The sequence below is a fragment of the Limnohabitans sp. genome (assembly GCF_036804465.1).
GTDB lineage: Bacteria > Pseudomonadota > Gammaproteobacteria > Burkholderiales > Burkholderiaceae_C > Limnohabitans.
Map to the genome: position 1 here is coordinate 125,516 of NZ_DAIRSK010000005.1, position 20,776 is coordinate 146,291.

The window sequence follows — 20,776 nt, forward strand, 5'->3', positions numbered from 1 at the left end:
GACCCATACCGTGCAGCCCAAGACTGCGGCCTGCACTTTTTAGATCCAGCCTAGGGCACCTAACAGTGCGCCTATGGCCAGTAGCACCAACATATGTGTTTTGGTTTTCCACACAATGAGCGTTGTGGCCGCGGCGACCAGCCACATCGGCCAATCTTTTGCAGGGTTGTCGTGGCTGCCGGTCAGCAACCAACCGGTGGCAATGAGCAGGGCGATGACGATGGGGGCCATGCCTGCTTTGAAGGCTTTGACAGCCAGCATGTCGCGGTTGCGGTGTGCCCATTGCGTGGCGAGGAAGGTGAGGGTGCATGAGGGAATGAGCATGCCAGCCATGGTGATGAAGACACCCCACAAGGCCATGCTGATTGCAGGCCAACCGGCAGCTATGCCGCCACCCGCATTCAACCCCACGTTCCAGCCCATCAAGGCAACAAACAGCACGTTGGGGCCAGGCGCGCCCTGTGCCAAGGCAATCGACGCGGTGAACTGCGTCTCGCTGAGCCAATGGGTTTCATCCACCAAATAGCGGTGAATGTCTGGCGCAGTTGTGATGGCTCCCCCGACCGACAAAAGCGAGAGCGAAATGAAGTGCAAAAACAGTGAGCCCCAATCGGCTAGGGTGAGGGTGATGCTCATGCGTCACCTCGTTGTTGTTTGATGCAATGCGCTGCCCACACGCTGGCCATGGGTCCTAAGGTGAGCAACACCCAAGCCAAGGGCAGGCGAAGCAGCCCAATCGCGACAAAGCTCAGGATCCCCAACGCACCACAAGCAAGCCGTCCCATGGGGTTGTTAGTCAAGGCCATGACCAGCTTGATACCAACCGCCGCAATCAGTCCCGCGGCTACGGCACCTAGGCCGCGCAGCATGCCTTGCGCAACAGGAGTTTCAGCAAAACCCGCCACAGCGGCAGCCAGCAACAAAACCAAAATAGTGGGTGCCAGCAACAAGCCTGCCATGGCAGACAAGGCCCCTGGTAATCCAAAAAATCGACCACCCAGCATCAGAGCCACGTTGACCACATTGGGGCCCGGCAATATTTGTGCAACTGCCCAGTCCTCCACGAATTGTTCTTGCGTGAGCCATTTTTTTTCTTCCACCAGCACGCGTTGCACCACGGTCAGGACGCCGCCAAAGCCTTGCAAGGCCAGCCAAGTGAATGAGAAAAATAAATCAGCTTTGTTGCGCGGCGCGTGCATGTTGACGTCGTGTGTGTCTGCTGGGAATCGGCTCATAGGGTGAGGCCACCGGCGACTTCAATCACCGTGCCGTTGATGTAAGCCGCTTCGTCGCTGGCCAAGAAAGCATAAACATTGGCAATGTCTTCGGGCTGTCCCAAGCGTTTCAAAGGCACGCGTTCTTTCATGTCGTGAATCACCTTGTCGGGAATCGTTGCCAAAATAGGTGTTTCGATAAAGCCAGGTGCCACAGCATTGACGCGAATGCCTTTGGGCCCCAATTCGCGGCTCCAAGTTTTGGTAAAACCAATCACACCAAATTTGGTGGCGGCATAGTTGGTTTGGCCAAAATTGCCATAGATTCCCACCACGGAAGAAGCATTCAAAATCACGCCACTGCCCTGTGCCACCATCGCATCTGTCACGGCTTGTGCGCAATGGAACACGCCGCGCAAGTTGACGTCAATCACGCGGTCAAACTGCTCAAGCGTCATTTTTTGCAAGCGTGCATCTTGGGTGATGCCTGCGTTGTTCACCAACACATCGATGCGGCCGAATTGCTCGAGCACAGATTTGACGGTGGCATCCACCATCTCACGTTGTGTCACATCGACTACAAAACCTTGGGCCTGAGCGCCGAGTGCCATGCATTGTTTGACGGCTTCGTTGACCGCGGCTTGCTTCAGATCGCACACGATGACGATGGCGCCTTCTTTGGCGAATTTCAGAGCGGTGGCTAAGCCAATGCCTTGGGCTGCGCCCGTGATAAGACTGACTTTGCCAGCCAAACGTGGCGAGAGAGTAGGTGCGGTGTGTTGCATGCCTGAAGTTTAATGGCTTCGCAGCATAGAGCTAGCCATGGGTTTTTCTTGCAAGCGCCACAGGATCCCGCACCCACATTGATCGAAGAGCTTAGCCAGTGTTTCGCAAACCCGCCGATATCCCATTGATCGAGATGTGAATGCCGCGCTGGGCTTTCTCATCACGGTCTTGCGGACGCTTTCCTTCTCGGTAGCGACGAATCAACTCTACTTGCAAGTGATGCAATGGGTCGATGTAGGGGAAGCGGTGACGCATGGATCGCTCCAGGGCTGCATTGTTGACCAAGCGTTGTTTGTCGCCAGTGATGAGCTTGAGCGCGTCAGAGGTGAGATGCCATTCGTCTTCGATCAAACCAAATATCTTTTTGCGCAAACGTGCGTCGTTTACCAACTCTGCATAACGTGAGGCCAAGCCTAAATCGCTCTTGGACAACACCATGTCCAGGTTTGACAAGAGTGAGCGAAAGAAGGGCCACTGGCGTTGCATTTTTTGCAACAAGGCCAAAGCATCTTTGGGTTTGCGTGTGGGATGGTGGTGGATGAACTGATCCACCGCTGAGCCAAAGCCCAACCAACCGGGCAAGGTCAAGCGGCATTGGCCCCAGCTGAAGCCCCATGGAATCGCGCGCAAATCTTCAATGCGCGGTGATGCGTTGCCACTCTTAGGACGCGCCGCAGGACGCGAACCAATGTTGAGCTCTGCAATTTCACGCAAGGGCGTGGACGCAAAGAAGTATTCGGAAAAGCCCGGTGTCTCGTAGACAAGGCCACGGTACGCGGCCATGCTGGCGTGTGAGAGCCACTGAGCAGCATCCAAGAACGCTTGCGGTGCGGGCTTGGAGGTTTGTAACATCGTGGCCTCCAAAGTGGCGGCTACGAGTGTTTCTAAATTGCGACGGCCAATTTCAGGATTGGCATATTTGGAGCCAATCACTTCGCCTTGCTCAGTGAGGCGAATTTGTCCGCGTACGGTGCCTGGGGGCTGCGCCAAAATCGCTTGATAGCTCGGACCACCACCGCGTCCCACTGTGCCGCCACGGCCGTGGAACATGCGCAGGGTGATGGGGTGTTGTTTGAATAAGCCGTCAAACAAACTGACCAAGGCAATCTCTGCGCGGTAGAGCTCCCAGTTGCTGGTGAAGATGCCGCCGTCTTTGTTGCTGTCCGAGTAGCCGAGCATGATGTCTTGTTCACCGCCGCTGCGTTTGACCAAATCGCCCACACCCTCTATGGCATAAAAACCGCCCATGATGTCCGCGGCGCTACGCAAGTCTTCAATGGTTTCAAACAAAGGCACGACGATCAAATCGCAGACCGATGTTTGGCTGCCCAATGTGCCGCGCATCAAGCCGGTTTCTTTTTGCAGCAACAAAACCTCGAGTAAGTCACTCACGGTTTCGGTGTGGCTGATGATGTAGTGGCGAATCGCATCTTTGCCATAGATTTCTAGCATGTGCCGTGCGGTTTCAAAAATCGCCAGCTCTTTGAGGGCAAGTTCTGAGTAGCTTGCACCCATCACGCGCAAGCGACGTGCATCATGGAGCAATTTGGTGAGCACCTCAACGCGTTGGGCTTCGTTGAGCTTGTCATAGTGCTTTTCGATACCCGCTGTCGCCATCAACTCGGCGATGACCAACTCATGTTGGTCAGAGCTTTGGCGCAAGTCCACTGTGGCGAGATGAAAGCCAAACACGTCCACCGCACGCATCAAGGGCGTGAGACGCTGGGTCATCAAAGCGCTGCCGTGTTGGGCGACCAATGAGGCAGCGATCACGCGTAAATCGGCTAGCAGCTCTTGCGCAGACAAGTAGGGGTTTTGTGGCGCAATGGCATGTCGCGCTGCGTCACCCCCTGTGAGGTCTTTGAGCGAAGCGGCCAAGCGGGCATACATGCCTGTTAAGGCGCGGCGATAGGGCTCGTCTTGGCGGTGTGCGTTGGTGTCGGGTGAGCGCTCAGCCAAGGCATGCATCTCAGGCGTGACATCGACCAACATGGCCGACATCGACAATTCGGTGCCGAGGTAATGCAACTCGGTCAAATAATGACGCAAGGCCACTTCGCATTGACGGCGCAAAGCAAAGCGCAGTGTTTCGGCGTTGACGTTGGGATTGCCATCGCGGTCGCCACCAATCCATTGGCCCATTCGCAAAAAGCTATGCACCTGGGCTTGGCCCCCATGGATCGACAAAGCGGTTTCGAGGTCGGCGTAGAGCTTTGGAATTTCGCTGAGGAAGGTGGATTCGTAATAGCTCAGTGCGTTTTCAATTTCGTCAGACACGGTGAGCTTGGTGAAGCGCAACAAGCGCGTTTGCCACAGCTGCAGCACGCGTGCACGCAGTTGCATTTCGTTTGCTGAGAGCTCTCGTTGTGCCAGCGCATCGGGTGATTTCGAAGCGCTGTGCATGTCGGAGCGTGATTTGATATCGTCGCGCAGACCTAAAAGCTGGGCAATGCCGCGCTCAGCATCCAAGATGCTTTTGCGCTGCACTTCGGTGGGATGGGCTGTGAGCACGGGCGACAGATGGCTGTGTGCAAGAGTTTGCACAATGCTCTTGGGTGCAATGCCTGCAGCCTTGAGTCTGCTCAATGCCACCGTGAGACTGCCCTCTTGTGTGTGGCCCGCACGTTCATGGATGGCCCGACGACGAATATGGTGACGGTCTTCCGCAAGGTTGGCCAAGTGGCTGAAATAGGTGAATGCACGAATCACACGAACGGTGGCTTCTGCGCTGAGCGCGGTCAAGAGTTTTTTCAGGGCTTTGTCTGCGTTGGCATCTGAGTCGCGGCGAAACGCCACCGAGAGCTTGCGCACTTGCTCGACCAACTCATAGGCTTCTTTGCCTTCTTGTTCTCGGATCACGTCGCCCAGGATGCGGCCCAAGAGTCGGATGTCTTCCACTAACGGGCGTTCGTTTTCTTTGGCTTGGGCTGAAGTTTTGTCAGGCATGTGGTGCTTAGGTTTGTGATGTTTGAATTTGGTTGTTGCTGTGCTCGCTTGGCTACAGGAGAATGCGCAGGTTCCTCATGCTGGAGTACCAGAAATCGTCACCTGCGCATTCCCCTGCAGCCAAGCTACGAAGTGGCGAGTCTGAATGCGGAAGTTCGCGAGTACACGAAGCTGACTGAAGAAGCTGCTTAACCACTGCAGTGAGGTTTTTTGAACACCCAAAGTGACGTAGCTGGCGGAGCGGCAGTTGACGATTTCTGGAACTCCAGCATGAGGAAACTGCCGCTCCGTCAGCTGCGTCAGCTGCGTCAGCTGCGTCAGCTGCGTCACCGCAGCAGGAGAAAGCGCAACATCCGCAGTCGGAGAAAACAAAACTATTGCCATTGCGTCAAAGATAAGGCCTGCGATGCCCCTTGCAATGCCGGCGACACAGGGCTGTGAATCACCCATGTCGGTACCTCTTGCAAATACTTTTGAAAACGACCTTTGGCCTCAAAGCGCTCACGAAATGGAGACGCATCAAAGCGCTCACTCAAACGCGGCACGATGCCCCCGCCAATGTAGATGCCGCCACGTGCACCCAGCGTCAAAGCCAAGTCACCAGCGACCGAGCCCAAGAAGCCGCAAAACATATCCAGCGCTTGATGGGCTGTGGACGTGGCCACTTCATCTGCGCGTTCAATCACTTCAGCAGGTGTCGTGATTTCGCGCCCTTGGCCGTCTTTCAAATCACACAAGGCGTGATACAGGTCGACCAGGCCTGCACCAGAAATCACACGCTCCGCAGACACATGGCCATACCGTTTTTGCAATTGCTGTATCGCGGCAAACTCAAGCTCAGTGGTCGCGGCCAAACTCACGTGGCCGCCTTCACCCGCGATAGGAATCCACTTGTTTTGATAGCCCACAGGAAACAAACCCGACACGCCTAATCCTGTGCCTGGGCCAATCAAACCAATGGCTGCATCGGGTGCGGCTGTGCCGCTGCCAACTTGTCGCTTTTGCTCGTCGGACAACAGCGTGATTGACAAAGCGAGTGCTGTGAAATCGTTCAGCAACAAAAAGCGCGACACGCCCAAGCCTTGACGCAAGGCGTTCACTGAAAATTTCCAGTGATGGTTGGTCATGGACACCAGGTCACCCGTGACGGGGTTGGCAATGCCAAACGCTGCGCAGGGTGGGGTGCTCAATCGTTGAGTGGTGAGATATGTTTGTGCGGCCAACAGCAGCGATTCGTGCTCGGCACATGGCAGGACTTGCACGTGGGTAATGGGTGCATCACTTGCTGCTTGCCAACCAAAGCGTGCATTGGTGCCACCGATGTCGCCCAGCATGCGTGGGTAAGCCGGTGCGTTTGCAATGGCTGGGTCACGAGACTCAAACATGCATCAGCCTTTCAGGCGTGCCGCTTCGGTAGTTTCGATGTCCTTGGCCATTTTTTTGCCCAGCTCGACGCCCCATTGGTCGTAAGCATGAATGCCCCAGATCGCGGCTTGGCAGAACACTTTGTGCTCGTACAAGGCCATCAGCGCACCCATGCTGCGCGGCGTGAGGGCATCTACCCAAATGGTGGTGCTGGGCACGTTGCCAGGGTAGCTGCGGTGTGGGGCCAAGCGTTGCACGTCAGACTCGTCCATACCGCTGTCGCGCAACTCTTGCATGGTTTCTTCGGGTGTGCGTCCAATCGCCAAGGCTTGGGCTTGGGCTTGCATGTTGAGCAAGACCACGCGGTGGTGCTCAGCAGCGAATGGCAACGGGCTGCGCTCGGTGCGCAAACCAATGAAGTCCATGGGCACCAAGTGCTTGCCTTGGTGGATGAGCTGGAAGTAAGCGTGTTGGCCGTCAATTCCCAAACCACCCCACAGCACTGGCGCGGTAGCCACTTCAACGGGGCTGCCATCTAGATGTGTGCCTTTGCCGTTGGACTCCATGTCCATTTGTTGCAAGAACGAGGCAAATTTTCCCAAGGGTGATGCATAGGGCGCAATGTTGTGCGTGGTCGCACCCAAGAAGTTGCGGTTCCACACGCCAAACAAAGCCATGAGCAAAGGCAAGTTTTGGTCAGACGGCGCGGTCAAGAAATGCTCGTCCATGGCGCGTGCGCCCAAGAGCATGTCTTGAAAGGCAAAGGCACCGATAGAGATGGCCAAAGGCAAACCAATGGCAGACCACACCGAGTAGCGGCCACCGACCCAATCCCAAAAGCCAAAGGTGTGTTCGGGGGTGAAGCCTTGGGCCGCAGAAATCTGTGGGTTGGCTGTCACGGCAATCAAGTGCTTGCCCAGTTGTTCCTCGGGGCAGCCACCGTCTGTCAGCCAACGCTTGGCTGAGGCAGCCAAGGTCATGGTTTCTTGCGTGGTGAAAGTTTTGCTTTGCACCACAAACGCGGTGCGTGCTGGGTTGAGGTGGGCCAAGGTGGTGTAGAGGCTCCATGCGTCCACGTTGGACACATAGTGCACGCGCACTTTGTTTTTAAAGCTGTCGCGTGTCAAGTGGCTCAGTGCCTCGGTGGTCATGCGGGGCCCGAGGTCGGAGCCACCAATGCCGAGGTTGACCACATCGGTGATGGATTCGCCGCTATGGCCTTTCATTTGTCCTTCACGTACTTTTTCGGCAAAGGTGCACACGCGGTGTAACTCGTGGGCGACTTGTTTTGAAATGTCACGCCCCCAAGGTGGGTTGGGCACATGACTGCCCCGCAGTGCCACGTGCAAGACAGCGCGTCGTTCAGTGGTGTTGATGGGTTCACCTTTGAACATCGCTTGCGCTTGGGGCATGACGTTTGACTCGTGCGCCAATGCCAAGAGTTGCTGCATGACTTCGCGCGTGACGCGTTGGCGTTCGTAGTCGATGCTGATGCCTGCGCCGCTCGCGTGCAAGGCCGCATTGCGCTCAGGGCTTTTTAGCAATTCACGCAAATGGGGTTGAGGACCTAGGGCCAAGGCTTGCAGGGCTTGCCACGCTTGGCGTTTTTGTGGGGGGACGAATGATGTCATGTTTGGATTTTCGTCAAATTCAGAGCGTTTCTAGAGCTGATCGAATGAATCTTTTGATGCGGGTGTGAATTAAGTTTATTGCGCTGCATCCGTAGCCTCACGCGCTAGGCGCGTGATTTCGGCCCAATCGCCGCGCTCAACCACATCCAAAGGTGTGAGCCATGAGCCACCGACCATGGAGACATTGGCTTGTTTCAAAAATTCGCCCATGTTGGCCAGCGACACCCCACCCGTGGGGCAAAAGCGCATATCGCCCAAGGGGCCGCCCATGGCTTTGAGCATGGCCATGCCACCGGCTTGCGCGGCGGGAAAGAGTTTGAGCAAGCCAAAGCCGTGGTCGCGTGCAGCCATGACCTCACTGGGTGTCATCACGCCGGGTATGAAGGGCAGTTGGCAGTCCATGGCAGCTTGCACCAGCGCATCGGTCATGCCGGGCGAGAGCGCAAAGCTGGCACCTGCGGCTTGCACACGCGCCATTTCTTCAGCGCGTGTGACCGTGCCTGCGCCCACATGCATGTGCGGCACGTGCTTGGCGACTTGTTCAATGGCGGGCAAACCTGCTGAGTGGCGCAAGGTGATTTCCATCACATCGACACCACCTTTGAGCAGTGCGTGGGCCATGGGGACCGCTTGGTCTGGATGGGTGATGACGATGACAGGTACCACGCGTGATGTGAAGGCGGGGCGAGTGAAAGCAAGGTTGTGTGATGACATAGAAGCTCGGCTTTAAGGGGGAGGAAACAAAGGCGATGCGCCTTCTTCAGCCAGCGCGGCATTGGTGCGGAACATGGCAAAAATGTCACGTCCTGTGCCGTGTTGGTTACCCGTCAAATCTGGGGTGGGGGCTGTGCGCGCCGCGAGTTCGGTCTCGCTGACTTCGAGCTGCAAGGTTTGTGTGTCGCAATCGAGGGCAATCATGTCGCCGTCTTGTACTTTGCCAATCCAGCCGCCATTGACTGATTCGGGGCTGAGGTGAATCGCAGCAGGCACTTTGCCTGAGGCGCCCGACATGCGACCATCGGTGACCAAAGCCACCTTGAAGCCTTTGTCTTGCAACAGGCCCAAAACAGGGGTGAGGCGGTGCAACTCGGGCATGCCGTTGGCTTGTGGACCTTGGTTGCGCACCACGGCCACAAAATCGCGTTCGAGAAGGCCTTCTTTGAACAACACACCGAGTTGCTTTTGGTCGGTCAACACGATGGCGGGTGCGCGCACTTGGCGGTGCTCAGGCTTGACGGCAGATACCTTGACCACGGCACGGCCCAAGTTGCCTTTGAGCAAACGCAAGCCACCATCGTTGCTGAAGGGATGCGACACAGGGCGCAACACGGCTTCATCTGCAGATTGTGTTGGCACATCGCGCCAATCGAGTGGCTCGTCCAGCGAGGGGTTGAGCCAAGGCTCTACGGTATAGCGGTGCAGACCTGGGCCCATGATGGTCTGGACATCGTCGTGCAACAAACCAGCGCTCAGCAACTGGGCAATCAGAAAACCCATGCCGCCTGCGGCTTGGAAGTGGTTCACATCTGCACTGCCATTGGGGTAGACGCGAGCCAGCAAGGGCACACACGCTGACAAGTCAGAGAAGTCATCCCAGTTCACGATCAGGCCGGCCGCACGCGCCATGGCCACGATGTGCAGGGTGTGGTTGGTCGAGCCCCCCGTGGCCAGCAAACCGACGATGCCGTTGACGATGGCCTTGGCGTTGATTTGGTAGCCCATGCCCGTTTGCTGGTCTTGCGACAACGCCACGGCACGTTGAACAGCTTCTGTTGTGAGGGCCTCACGCAGGGGTGTGCCCGGGTTGACAAACGACCCGCCGGGCAAGTGCAGCCCCATGATTTCCATGAGCATTTGGTTGGAATTGGCCGTGCCGTAAAAGGTGCAGGTGCCCGCGCTGTGGTAGGCAGCTTGTTCGGCCTCTAGCAACACCTCGCGGCTGACCAAACCTTGTGCGTATTGCTGGCGTACTTTGGCTTTGTCATCGTTAGACAGGCCCGAAGTCATGGGGCCTGCGGGGACGAACACCGCGGGCAAATGCCCAAACTGCAAAGCGCCGATGAAGAGGCCAGGCACGATCTTGTCGCACACGCCTAAGAAAAGTGCGGCATCAAACACGTTGTGTGACAAACCGACTGCGGTGGCCAGCGCAATCACATCACGCGAGAACAGCGACAACTCCATGCCGTCTTCGCCTTGGGTCACGCCATCGCACATGGCAGGCACGCCGCCAGCGACTTGCGCGGTGGCACCCGCAGCACGCGCCGCCACACGAATTTTTTCGGGGTAGTTCTCGTAGGGCTGATGGGCCGAGAGCATGTCGTTGTAAGCCGTGATGATGCCCACGTTGGGTGCTCGCTCTTGTCGAAGCACCAGCTTGTCGTTGGCTGGCATGGCCGCATAAGCGTGAGCTGCATTGGCGCAGCCCATACCACCGCGGTAGGGGCCAGGCTTTTTGGCTTTGGCCAAAACGTCGAGATAAGCTTGACGTGTTTGGGCACTGCGTTGATCAATGCGTGCGGTGACTGCCGCGAGGGTGGGGTGTAGAGGTGTTGTCATCTCAGTGAGGTCTGTGAATGGAGGCCTGAGTTGGCCAGCCAAAGCGCCACCGGCGTTTGGGTTTGTTGCAGCACAAAAGAAATGGGTAGCGCAGGGGTGGCTTGTTGCCATGCCTGTTGCAAGGTGTTGAGCTTGTCAGTGCCAGTCAGCGGTAGCACGATGTGTCGCGATGACAGGATTTGCGGCAAGGTTTGCGTGATGCGTGCGTAGGGCGCATGGACGGGTGGATTTTTCAGCTCGATGGCCACGCAACTGCGCGTGTTGCGCATGTCCAGTGCATCCGCCAAATTGGGGGCATCAGGAAACAAAGAGGCCGTGTGGCCGTCAGCACCCATGCCCAACACCAGCACATCGGCGCTGCCAGCCTGGGTCAGTGCAAGGCCTGCCACCTCGGCTTGCACGGATGGCGGCGCTAAAGGCAGCGTCATACTGTCCACCATGAACACCAGTTGAGCTTTGGCCGCGCGGTCTTGCAACAAATGCGTTTGCACCAACAGCGCATTGCTGTCGGGGTGGCTGCATGGCACGCAACGCTCGTCCACCAGGGTCACGCGCACCCGCGACCAATCGATGTCCATCACGCGCAGGGCCGCAAACAAGGCCACGGGCGATTTGCCGCCAGACACGCTCAGCACCGCAAAGCCGCGCGCCACAATGGCGGCGGTCAAGCGTTGGGCAATGTCTTGGGCCAATCGCACATCGAGCTCGTTTTGGCTGACGGTGTGCACCGTCAACATGTCTCGTGGTTCGGGGCGCCATGCGAGGGTCATCAGGCTTCCTCAAACCACGACAACTCCTCGCGTGCCATCAAGGCCGATGACGCGGCAGGGCCCCAACTGCCTGCGGAGTAAGCGCGCGGCTTATCGTCCAATTCGGCCCAACCATGGATGATGGGCTCGACCCACATCCATGCCGCTTCCAATTCGTCGCGGCGCATGAAGTGGGTCAGGCGGCCTTTGATGACGTCCATCAACAAGCGTTCATACGCTTCGGCACGCCGTTTGTCGGATGACTGTTGCAAGTCAAGTCCAAGTTTGACGGGGTTCAGTGTCATGCCCGACCCAGGCTCTTTGACCATCATCTCTAGCTGAATCGACTCTTCAGGCTGCAAGGTGATGATGAGTCGATTGGGTTCGTGCTGGGGTGTGTTGCCAAAGATGGAGAAAGGCTGGTCTGCAAACTCAATGATGATTTGCGACTCACGGCGCTGCATGCGTTTGCCTGTGCGCAAAAAGAAAGGCACATTGGCCCAGCGTGCATTGTTGATGTGCGCGCGTAAGGCCACGAAAGTTTCGGTGCGACTGCTGGCAGGCACGTTGTCTTCTTCTAAATAGCCTTTGACGGCTGCGCCCTCTGATGCGCCCGCGGTGTATTGACCGCGCACGGTGTCGCGCTTGATATCGGCCAAATTCATCTTGCGCAATGAGCGTAAAACCTTGAGTTTTTCATCACGCACATCGTCTGCGCTCAAAGAAATAGGAGGCTCCATCGCCACGATGCACAACAGTTGCAGCAAGTGGTTTTGAACCATGTCACGCATGGCGCCTGCGCCATCGTAGAAACCTGCGCGGCTGCCCACGCCCACACTCTCAGCCACAGTGATTTGCACGCTCTTGATGTAAGGCGCACGCCACAGCGGTTCAAAAATGGCATTGCCAAAGCGCAACACCATGAGGTTTTGTACCGTCTCTTTGCCGAGGTAATGATCGATGCGGTAAATCTGTTGCTCGTCAAAGTAACGCGCCACTTGGGTGTTGATGTCGCGTGCGGATGCGAGATCGGTACCCAGTGGTTTTTCAAGAACCACGCGTGACTGTGTATCGACCAAGCCTGCAGCCGATAAGTGAGCGCAAATTTGTGTGAACAAGCTCGGTGCTGTGGCAAGGTAGTACACGCGCAAAGCCGATGTGGCACACAAGTCTTTGAGTTTATGGAAGTCCTTGGCGCTGGTGACGTTCATGCTCACATAGGCCAAGCGGTTCAAAAAGCGTTGCCAGTCGTCAGGGGTGATGGCGTCTTTTTCGATGAACGCGGGAGAGTTTTTGTCGATGAAATCCAAATACGCTTGGCGTGTCCAGTCTTGTCGTCCCACGGCAATGATGCGTGCGGAGGCATCGAGCTTGTCATGCAAATGCGCCATGTAGAGCGCAGGCAAGAGTTTGCGGAATGACAAATCGCCAGCGCCGCCAAAAATAACGATGTCCAGCGGTCCTGCTGGTGGATGGTTATGTGTCATGAGTAACGTTTGTTGAGGAGGTTTTGTTTCATGTTGCGCAGCATGGGTTGCAACTGCGTGCTGCCAATGCGCAGAGCCACGGCAGTAGCCAACACGTCGACAATCATCAGGTGCAGCAAGCGCGACACCATGGGGCTAAATTTTTCGTAACTCTCGGGGTGATCAGCTGAGAGGTGGACTTTTCCCACATGGGCCAGGGGGGAGCCAGAGGCTGTCACCACGATGGTGGTGGCGCCGTTCTTTTTGGCAATTTCACACGAGTCGAGCAAATCGCGCGTGCGGCCTGAGTTGGAGAACACCACCAAGCAGTCGCCAGGGCCCAGCAAAGAAGCACTCATGATTTGCATGTGACCATCGCTGTGGGCGATGGTGTGAAAACCAAGACGAAAAAACTTGTGTTGTGCATCTTGCGCCACGATGCCCGAGTTGCCTACACCAAAAAACTCAAGCCGTTTGCCCTTTTTGTGAGCGAGTGCGATGGCCTCTGCGGCTTTGTCGATTTGGGCAGACGAGGCATCATTGCGGTATTTCAAAAACGCGGTCACTGTGTTGTCAATGACTTTGACCAACACATCGCTGCTGCTGTCTTGCGCACCCACGTTGCGGTGGATAAAGGGCACACCTTCACTCAGACTGCCTGCGAGCTTGAGCTTGAGGTCGCTCAGGCCTTTGTACCCCATGCTTCTGCAAAATCGCACGACTGTGGGTTTGCTCACCTGGGCCTTGTTAGCCAAATCTACAACTGGTGAATTTGCAAATCCTCGTGGATCGCTCAATAGCAACTTGCCAACTCGTTGCTCGGCGGGTGCGAGCGACTGCAGAGCTGATTGAATCCGATCAAGCATGGCGTGTAACCTATTTGAATTTTTCGTTATTTTATTGTAATTTAGTTACATGTTCAATACTTTTTTTGCAGTGGATTAAGCGAGCTTAAAAAATGATTGGGTGTTGAGCAGCCCATGCTTGTGCTTGATCCCAAGATGGAGGTACACAACCATGCTCTTGCACACATAAGCTCGCGCTGGCGATGGCATGACGCAGAAGCTGCTGAGCGGCAGGGGCATCCGCAATATCGAACTTTTGGTACAAGAGAGCTGCCAGTAAACCAGCTAAAAAACTATCACCAGCGCCTACCGTATCTGCAATGTTTAATTCGACAGTTTCCTGACCGAAGCAAGCAGTGCCAGCGTTTGTCAGCAGCCAAGCCCCATTGGCACCCAAAGTCAAAGCGATGAGTTTTGCATGGGAGACTTGCAGCAAATGCTGGGCACATTCAAGGGGTGTGTTGCCTGGAATCTGGAGATGAGCCAAGTCCTCATCGCTGACCTTGATGATGTCAGCCAATAAGAGTGCTTCGTGAATGTTGTCGCGGTAAGTCGTCATGTCGGGCATGACCGAAGGCCGAAGGTTGGCATCGACCACCACCCAGTGACCTGCATCTTTTTGCGACTTCAGCCATGGTAAATAATGCCTCTTATCACGCGGATCTAGTGCTAATGCGCCCGTACAGACAATTTCAAGTGAACTGATGTCACGGCAAGCATTGACCAAAAAGTCAGACGTGATGGCTCTGTCTGCTACGCCTTCGCGGTAGAAGGCGTAATCAGGATGTCCTTTATCAGTCAAATTCACCACTGCCAAAGAGGTGACCTCTTGTGTGGGAATAGGTTGCGCAAGGTAAACACCATCCTCAAGAAGCTGATGCGCCAACTGACGACCAAAGCGGTCCGATGACAAGGGGTTCAGATAGATAGAGCCAATACCTTGTCGCGATAAAGCGCGGGCCAAGTTGTAAACCGCACCACCTAAACAGGGAGTTAACTTGCCATTTTGGCTGGCAATTAAATCAATCAGTGCTTCACCAGCAAGTGCAACACGTACAGGTTTAGTCATTGGTTTTCACACGAAGGGTGAGCAATGCTGCGATACCTAAGAAGCACCCCGCCAATTGAATGACATGACGTGGATCACCTCCCAATAAGCTGTCGAAATACAAAGGCAGCGTGAGCATTTGCACAATCATGGGCAACACAATAAACATATTAAAGATGCCCATGTAGACACCAGCACGCTCAGGAGGAATGCTGCGTGCAAGCATAATGTATGGGTTACCCATGATGCTGGCCCAAGCCAAACCAATGCCAACCATTGGAATAAACAACAAGGCTTTATCTTGCAGCGTCGGTAGGAACCACATACCCAAACCGGCGAGCATGAGACAAATGGCGTGAACAATTTTTGGTCCAAAACGTCGCGTAAGTGGAATCAATGCAAAGGCAGCCATGAAGGCGATAAAGTTGTAGAAGCCGCCAATTTGTCCGTTCAGAAGGCTTGCATCACGAAAGCCTTGTGATGTCGCATCGGTAGTGTCAAACATAGACTTGGCCAATGAGGGAACGATGTAAATCCAATAGCACATCATGCCGTACCACTGAAACAACTTCATCCACCACAATTGACGCATGGCGGGTGGCATCTCGCGTAAGGCTTGCACAATTTCTGTAAAGGTAGCTTTGATGCCCGTGGGTTTTGCCGAGATGGCATCGCGTTCTTGATTCGTCAATGGCAGCTCTGGCGTCGAGTGGATTGACCACCATACAGTGGTGAGTGACAACACAGAGCCAATTAAAAATGCGATGACGGTGATGTTTGGAATATTGCTTTCATTCACAGCGTCTTTGTTCACACCAAACCAAAATAGCAGTGATGGGGTGAGGTAGGCCAGTGTTTGCGCCAAGCCCGTGAAGGCACTTTGGGTTAAAAAGCCAAGCGAATGTTGGTTTCTGTTGAGTCGGTCGCTCACGTAGGCGCGATAGGGCTCCATCGTCACGTTGTTGGCCGCATCCAAAATCCATAACAAACTTGCGGCAAACCACAAGGTGGGGCTATAAGGCATGAACAGCAAACAGATGCTGCACAAAATCGCACCAATCATGAAGTAAGGCGTGCGACGCCCCCACCTGCTGATGGTGCGGTCACTCATTGCGCCAATGATGGGTTGAACCAACAAGCCTGTGATGGGCCCAGCCAGCCAGAGCAGCGGCAGACTGGCCTCATCCGCTCCCAAGTACTTATAGATCGGACTCATATTGGCTTGCTGCAAGCCAAAGCTGTATTGGATACCGAAGAATCCAAAGTTCATGCTCAAAATTTGCAAAAACGACAAATGCGGTTTGAGGGGTGTGCTCATTTTTTAAGCCAGATGGCTGAGTAGGGGGCGAGCTGCAAACCGTTTAGATCTATGGCTTTGCCTGAGATTAAATCAGTCCAGTGCGTCATGCAATTTTGTGTCATTGCAGGTGCGGGTGACAAGGTTTTCGTTTCGCTTGAAAAGTTAAACAAACTCAGCATGTGTGTGCCACGTTTCAAGCCAAGAACCGAGCTTGTACCCGTGTTCCAAATACTCAGTGGTTGGGTTGCGTGCAAGCTGTTGTGTGTTTTTTTGGCTTGCACAAAGGCACGCAGTGCCGCATAAATTTGACCTTGTGTGCTGAGTGCATCATGGCGCTTGGCAAAGCCAAGCTCATCAAACATCGGGCGATGCAATTCTCGGCCATCCGGCCCCTGGCGCTGAGCAATTTCATCGGCCGAGGTATTGCCTTGGCCCCATTCGTCGCCCATGTAAATCAGTGGCAAGCCGCCTACAAAAATTGACAAGGACTGCATCATCACCAAGCGTGAAGTGGCCGCCTTTAGCTCGGCAGGGGTTTGCGCTGAGGTGATGCCCACCAGCGCCGCGGCCATGCCGTTGGTGCCATGCACCACCGATGGGTCGCTTGTCTGAAATGCCGCGCCTTGTGCGTAACTTGCTGGCACTTGACCGGCGAAGAAGTTTGATGCGTGCAACAAACGCGCACGTTGATCAATGCCGCGTGCATCTATTTCAGGGCACAAAATATTCCAGCCAATGTCGTCATGGCAACGCACGTAGGTCATCCACGCACACCCCTGCGGCAGCGCAGGTGTGTGCGATAGCACGTCTTGAATGATTTGTGTATCTTGTTCTGCCAGGGCCACCCAACTGGCAGACATGAGGCTGGAGTGATAGGCCACATGACATTCTTGGCCTTTTGTATCACCCAAGCCAAAGTAAGGCGGCAGCTCTTGCGTGGGCATGATGGCCTCTGCCTTGAGTAAGACGCCAGGTGCCGCAATGTTGGTCAGGCAGCGCAGGGCTTGCAAAATCCAATGCACTTCGGGTTGGTTCATGCAGTTGGTATCAGGCCGTTTCCACAAAAAACCCGTGGAATCCAATCGAAAGGCTTCCACACCTAAGTTGGCCAGTTGCAAAAGCGACTGTGCCATCTCTGCAAATACCTCAGGCTGGGTGTAATTCAAATCCCACTGATATGGGTAGAAGGTGGTCCATGCCCAAGCCTTCAAATCTGGAATAAAAGTGAAGTTTCCAGGGGCTGTGTTGGGAAAAATTTGAATCAGTTTTTTTTCGTGCGCAGCCACTTCCTCAGGCGTATGTGCCCAATGGAAAAACGACTGAAAGTGCGCGTCGCCCTCACGGGCTTTGATGGCCCACCTGTGTTCGTGTGAGACGTGGTTCAATACAAAGTCACTGCACAAGCTAATGCCTGCGGCACGCAGTTCTTTGGTCAGTGCTTGCAAATCATGGTTGTTGCCCAGCGTAGGATCAACCTCGTCATAGTTGGCTACTGCAAAGCCTCCATCGTTGGGTGGTGTGCCAGGCTTGAGGAACGGCAACAGGTGCAAGTAGGTCACGCCCAGCTCTTGCAAATGAGGAATGCGCTTACGCACGCCAGACAAGTTACCCGCAAACTTGTCGGCGTAAGCGCAATAGCCCAATGAACCATTCAAAAGCCAATTGGGCTGACTGGTGCGCTGCAAATCTAGAGTCCACAAATCATCGGGGCGAGCAAGCGCGAGTTGAACCGCCTGAGCCACTACTTGGCTCAGCCAGTTAGAAAAATTGTCGTGGCAGCCGTACAGACGTGCGAGCCTGTCCTGCAATATGGGAAATTCGGTGTTCAAGCGTTCGCGCAGCACGGCAGCGCGAGCAGCAGGGGCTTGGTCAAGCAGCTCAGAGACACGAGCTGGAAGATGAGCCTGTCCTGAACTGACGGGACGATCTTCGATAAAAGACATGGTGTTCACAATTCGGTAAGAGATGCGCTGAACTTTGTGGGTTCAGCGCAATGGATTCCCTAGTTAAAACACCCAAGACATGTGCACGTCTTGGGTGTGAGAGTAGCACTTAGAACTCGTACTTCAAAGTTGCTTTTGCGCTGCGACCTGCCAGCGCGCGCGCCGCATGACCGTCACCTTCAACTTCAGTGAATGCTAACTTGTTGAATGTGTTGTTGACACTCAAGATGGCAGAAGCCTGCTTGTTGATGCGATAGTTTGCGAACAAATTCGTGATCATGTAGCCATCCATCGTGATGGTATTGGCATCATCACCATACGACTTGCCAGAGCCAATGAAGGCAGCCCCAAACTCGAGGTCACCCGTGCGGTATGAGGGCGACAGCGCATACACCAGGTCGGCTTGGCGACGAGGCTTTTTGCCCACTTCCGCTGCAGTCAAAGAACTCTTGATCTTTGCGTCTGTGATGGTTGCACCAGCGCTCAAACGGAATGCACCAGAGCGATAACCTGCTTCAAGTTCGAAACCTTTGGCCTCATAGCCGTTGGTTGTGAACTTTTGCGTTGTCGCTTCATAGTTAGATTCGTCGGTTTGAGCCATGAAGAAAGTACCAAACAAGCTCAAGTTGCCTTCACGATGCTTCACACCGAATTCTTGCTGTTGCAAGCGGTTGAAAGACACGGGTTTACCGCCGTTCAATGCGCCTGATGTGCCGTAAAGCAAACGATCAGCTGCAAAGTTGTAACCATCGCTGATACGACCATACAAAGCAGTATCTTTTGTCATGGCGTAGTTTGCGCCAGCAGAATAAGACATCTTGTTTTGCTTGTAGTTCACAGTATCTGCTGAGCCTGCACTCCATGAAGCCGCTGACAGTGCTGTTGCGTTGGTCGGTGTGCTGCCTTTGAAGGTTTGACCAGTTGCAGACATGTTGTTTTGACGGACGCTACCTTCAATTGTCAGCTTATCTTTTTCCCAGTTCAATGCTGCGTATGGCGCAGTCACGTTGTATTTCATGTCGTACGTGCGTGAGCAACAGCCGCCCCATGTGTTCCAACCGCTAGAGACTGGCGCTGACCAAGTACCATTTGTTCCAACCGTGTATTGGTTCCAGAACCAAGTTTGTCCAAGGTTTTGTGAGCCTGTGAACAAGCCCCCTGTAAAGACAGACTTGCCACCGTTCATGTCAAAGGACTTGGATGCCTTCAAGTCGTTGAACAAGTTGTCCATGTTGTCCAATGATGTGTTGAACATCGTGCCTGTGAATGGACCGCCAGCACCGTTGCCGTTGTCTGCTGGAAACATGCCAATAAAGCGACCTCCGTTGGAGCTTCTACGCATTTTTTCTTCCACAGTCCAGCCGTTGTCCAGATTTAGCTTCGCTTCCAAGCCAATTGAACGGCTGGTCACGTGCAAACCATTTGCAGGGTTGCTCGTGACTTGATTGCCATGACGGTCAATGGTTGTGTCGCGGGTGATGTTGGGATTGATAAAGAACGCATTGCGTGGATCAACGCCGGCAATTGTTTGTATTTTTCCGTTTGACAGCCTTGTAGGCACAGGCAAGATGGTGGGAGTCTTGTCGTCCAAGTTTTTGAAGTTCACGCGGACATAGCTGCCTTTATCAAACTCTTTGGTGACACTGGCTTTTAGCTGTCCGCCATCTTGTGAGTTAAAGCCTGTGTTGTAGGGAGCGCCTTCGCCTTGACGCATGAAGCCACCCATATTGAAGTAAGTGTCGCTGCCCATTACGCTACCGAAGTTAAAGTCGTAGCGGTTAAGACGCGAACCTAAACCAGTCGTGACTCCCACAGCGTTGCCAACATCACGGCCCCTTTTGCTGACGAAGTTAATGATCGCACCAGGTGCATTGCTGGCTAATGTGGATGCGCTACCGCCTCGCACCACTTCGACACGGTCTGTGGTGAAGTCTGTACGTAAGAACTGGTCAGGCGTACCAAATGCGATATCGCCAAACAGCAAGACTGGCAGGCCGTCTTCTTGCATTTGCACATAACGGCTACCACCTGCAGAGACTGGCGCGCCACGAACTGTGATGTTTGCATTTCCCTCGCCGCCTGATGATTCAGCGCGAATGCCTGGCACTGAACGCAAGATTTCAGCTGCGCTAGTAGCACCGCTGCGCATGATGGCTTCTTCGCCAACTGAAGTGACTGAGTCGCTTGATTTCATTTTGGTACGACCCGTCGGTGAGGCCGTCACAACGACTTCATCGAGGTTCAAGTTTTGGGCATAAACAGCACCAATTTGCAAAGCTGCCAATGAGGCTGCAACTGCAATCGTTTTAGGACTGATTTTTTTGTTGTTTGTTTTCACAAACGTCTCCTTTACAAGTTGATAAAACCCCAGTTTTGCTCATCATTATTAGCTGACTGGAGAGGTGACTCTTTGTTGTGCCTGGGATGCATTGCAATGAGTGAAACGAATTTTGATTTGAATTGCAAACGTTTGCAATTTTATTTGATGTTTAATTCTCATTTATTTAAAAGTGCAATCTCTAAAGAACTCATAACTTGTTGATTTTTTTAAAAAATATACTTAAATTAGTATTTTCCCTAGTGTCATAAGGCTGCAACAAAATAGATTTGAAAGCGAGGGTTTGCACCAGTGTGATTCAAATTCTCTTGAAATTAGAATTGCAAACGATTGCAAAAGAATATTTGCTTTGATGCAGCAATAAACAACCAGGAGCCACACTCACATGAAAGACTACGCCAGTCAACAACGCAATCAAGGCAAGCATGTTGTCGGATTGAGTCTGGTGGTTTTGTTACACATCATCTTGTTTTGGGCGATCAGCTCTGGCTTAGCCAAGAAGTTCGTCAAAGTGGTCAAGGGCCCGGTTGAGGCGCAGTTGATTGAAGATGCCAAGCCCGACATTCCCCCGCCGCCCCCGCCGCCG

16 protein-coding genes and 1 pseudogene are annotated in these 20,776 nt (G+C 54.2%); 1 reads left to right on the top strand and 16 read right to left on the bottom strand.

Annotated features, from left to right (window positions below):
• Positions 1-39: 39 nt before the first annotated feature.
• The 16 genes from V7Q41_RS04070 to V7Q41_RS04145 form a co-directional block, all read right to left on the bottom strand.
• Positions 40-636 carry a chromate transporter gene (locus V7Q41_RS04070; protein WP_333843110.1) on the bottom strand — a complete coding sequence of 199 codons (597 nt, stop codon included), beginning with the start codon at positions 634-636 and terminating at the stop codon, positions 40-42.
• Positions 633-1,235 carry a chromate transporter gene (locus V7Q41_RS04075; RefSeq protein ID WP_333843112.1) on the bottom strand — a complete coding sequence of 201 codons (603 nt, stop codon included), beginning with the start codon at positions 1,233-1,235 and terminating at the stop codon, positions 633-635. The genes V7Q41_RS04070 and V7Q41_RS04075 overlap by 4 nt, the downstream gene beginning before the upstream one ends.
• Positions 1,232-1,999: a 3-oxoacyl-ACP reductase FabG gene (fabG, locus tag V7Q41_RS04080; protein ID WP_333843113.1), complete on the bottom strand. Its 768-nt coding sequence runs from the start codon at positions 1,997-1,999 to the stop codon at positions 1,232-1,234. The genes V7Q41_RS04075 and fabG overlap by 4 nt, the downstream gene beginning before the upstream one ends.
• Before the next feature lie 91 nt (positions 2,000-2,090).
• A complete protein-coding gene (ppc, locus tag V7Q41_RS04085) occupies positions 2,091-4,946 on the bottom strand; it encodes a phosphoenolpyruvate carboxylase (protein ID WP_333843116.1) in 2,856 nt (951 codons plus the stop codon).
• A gap of 75 nt (positions 4,947-5,021) precedes the next feature.
• Complete coding sequence (locus V7Q41_RS04090) at positions 5,022-5,396, bottom strand: hypothetical protein (RefSeq protein ID WP_333843161.1); 375 nt, start codon at positions 5,394-5,396, stop codon at positions 5,022-5,024.
• A complete protein-coding gene (locus V7Q41_RS04095) occupies positions 5,321-6,331 on the bottom strand; it encodes a glucokinase (protein WP_333843118.1) in 1,011 nt (336 codons plus the stop codon). Before V7Q41_RS04095 ends, V7Q41_RS04090 begins: the two co-directional genes overlap by 76 nt.
• A gap of 3 nt (positions 6,332-6,334) precedes the next feature.
• Positions 6,335-7,942, bottom strand: a complete 1,608-nt coding sequence (gene pgi, locus V7Q41_RS04100; RefSeq protein WP_333843120.1) for a glucose-6-phosphate isomerase — start codon at positions 7,940-7,942, stop codon at positions 6,335-6,337.
• Between the two features lie 75 nt (positions 7,943-8,017).
• A complete protein-coding gene (gene eda, locus V7Q41_RS04105; RefSeq protein WP_333843122.1) occupies positions 8,018-8,656 on the bottom strand; it encodes a bifunctional 4-hydroxy-2-oxoglutarate aldolase/2-dehydro-3-deoxy-phosphogluconate aldolase in 639 nt (212 codons plus the stop codon).
• 12 nt (positions 8,657-8,668) lie between these two features.
• On the bottom strand, positions 8,669-10,501 hold the full coding sequence (edd, locus tag V7Q41_RS04110; protein WP_333843124.1) for a phosphogluconate dehydratase: 1,833 nt from the start codon (positions 10,499-10,501) through the stop codon (positions 8,669-8,671).
• Complete coding sequence (pgl, locus tag V7Q41_RS04115; RefSeq protein ID WP_333843126.1) at positions 10,498-11,271, bottom strand: 6-phosphogluconolactonase; 774 nt, start codon at positions 11,269-11,271, stop codon at positions 10,498-10,500. The genes edd and pgl overlap by 4 nt, the downstream gene beginning before the upstream one ends.
• Entirely contained in the window at positions 11,271-12,737 is a 1,467-nt protein-coding gene (zwf, locus tag V7Q41_RS04120; protein WP_333843128.1) for a glucose-6-phosphate dehydrogenase, read from the bottom strand. The genes pgl and zwf overlap by 1 nt, the downstream gene beginning before the upstream one ends.
• A complete protein-coding gene (locus V7Q41_RS04125; protein WP_333843130.1) occupies positions 12,734-13,582 on the bottom strand; it encodes an SIS domain-containing protein in 849 nt (282 codons plus the stop codon). Before V7Q41_RS04125 ends, zwf begins: the two co-directional genes overlap by 4 nt.
• 85 nt (positions 13,583-13,667) lie before the next feature.
• Positions 13,668-14,630, bottom strand: a complete 963-nt coding sequence (locus tag V7Q41_RS04130; RefSeq protein WP_333843132.1) for a PfkB family carbohydrate kinase — start codon at positions 14,628-14,630, stop codon at positions 13,668-13,670.
• Positions 14,623-15,927 (bottom strand): MFS transporter, encoded by a 1,305-nt coding sequence (locus V7Q41_RS04135; protein WP_333843133.1) that lies wholly within the window; start codon positions 15,925-15,927, stop codon positions 14,623-14,625. Before V7Q41_RS04135 ends, V7Q41_RS04130 begins: the two co-directional genes overlap by 8 nt.
• Positions 15,924-17,852 (bottom strand): alpha-amylase family glycosyl hydrolase, encoded by a 1,929-nt coding sequence (locus tag V7Q41_RS04140; protein WP_333843135.1) that lies wholly within the window; start codon positions 17,850-17,852, stop codon positions 15,924-15,926. Before V7Q41_RS04140 ends, V7Q41_RS04135 begins: the two co-directional genes overlap by 4 nt.
• 109 nt (positions 17,853-17,961) lie before the next feature.
• Positions 17,962-20,190: a TonB-dependent receptor domain-containing protein gene (locus V7Q41_RS04145; RefSeq protein WP_333843138.1), complete on the bottom strand. Its 2,229-nt coding sequence runs from the start codon at positions 20,188-20,190 to the stop codon at positions 17,962-17,964.
• Positions 20,191-20,575: 385 nt separating this feature from the next.
• On the opposite strand from V7Q41_RS04145, the pseudogene V7Q41_RS04150 reads away from it, so the two are divergent.
• Positions 20,576-20,776, top strand: a pseudogene (locus tag V7Q41_RS04150) (energy transducer TonB); the annotation flags it as partial.

Coding starts and splice junctions, on each gene's coding strand:
- V7Q41_RS04125 (WP_333843130.1), bottom strand. CDS start 13,582: ATGCTTGATCGGATTCAATCAGCTCTGCAGTCGCTCGCACCCGCCGAG.
- pgi (WP_333843120.1), bottom strand. CDS start 7,942: ATGACATCATTCGTCCCCCCACAAAAACGCCAAGCGTGGCAAGCCCTG.
- zwf (WP_333843128.1), bottom strand. CDS start 12,737: ATGACACATAACCATCCACCAGCAGGACCGCTGGACATCGTTATTTTT.
- eda (WP_333843122.1), bottom strand. CDS start 8,656: ATGTCATCACACAACCTTGCTTTCACTCGCCCCGCCTTCACATCACGC.
- ppc (WP_333843116.1), bottom strand. CDS start 4,946: ATGCCTGACAAAACTTCAGCCCAAGCCAAAGAAAACGAACGCCCGTTA.
- fabG (WP_333843113.1), bottom strand. CDS start 1,999: ATGCAACACACCGCACCTACTCTCTCGCCACGTTTGGCTGGCAAAGTC.
- V7Q41_RS04130 (WP_333843132.1), bottom strand. CDS start 14,630: ATGACTAAACCTGTACGTGTTGCACTTGCTGGTGAAGCACTGATTGAT.
- V7Q41_RS04090 (WP_333843161.1), bottom strand. CDS start 5,396: ATGGGTGATTCACAGCCCTGTGTCGCCGGCATTGCAAGGGGCATCGCA.
- V7Q41_RS04095 (WP_333843118.1), bottom strand. CDS start 6,331: ATGTTTGAGTCTCGTGACCCAGCCATTGCAAACGCACCGGCTTACCCA.
- edd (WP_333843124.1), bottom strand. CDS start 10,501: ATGACAACACCTCTACACCCCACCCTCGCGGCAGTCACCGCACGCATT.
- V7Q41_RS04075 (WP_333843112.1), bottom strand. CDS start 1,235: ATGAGCCGATTCCCAGCAGACACACACGACGTCAACATGCACGCGCCG.
- V7Q41_RS04135 (WP_333843133.1), bottom strand. CDS start 15,927: ATGAGCACACCCCTCAAACCGCATTTGTCGTTTTTGCAAATTTTGAGC.
- V7Q41_RS04070 (WP_333843110.1), bottom strand. CDS start 636: ATGAGCATCACCCTCACCCTAGCCGATTGGGGCTCACTGTTTTTGCAC.
- pgl (WP_333843126.1), bottom strand. CDS start 11,271: ATGACCCTCGCATGGCGCCCCGAACCACGAGACATGTTGACGGTGCAC.
- V7Q41_RS04140 (WP_333843135.1), bottom strand. CDS start 17,852: ATGTCTTTTATCGAAGATCGTCCCGTCAGTTCAGGACAGGCTCATCTT.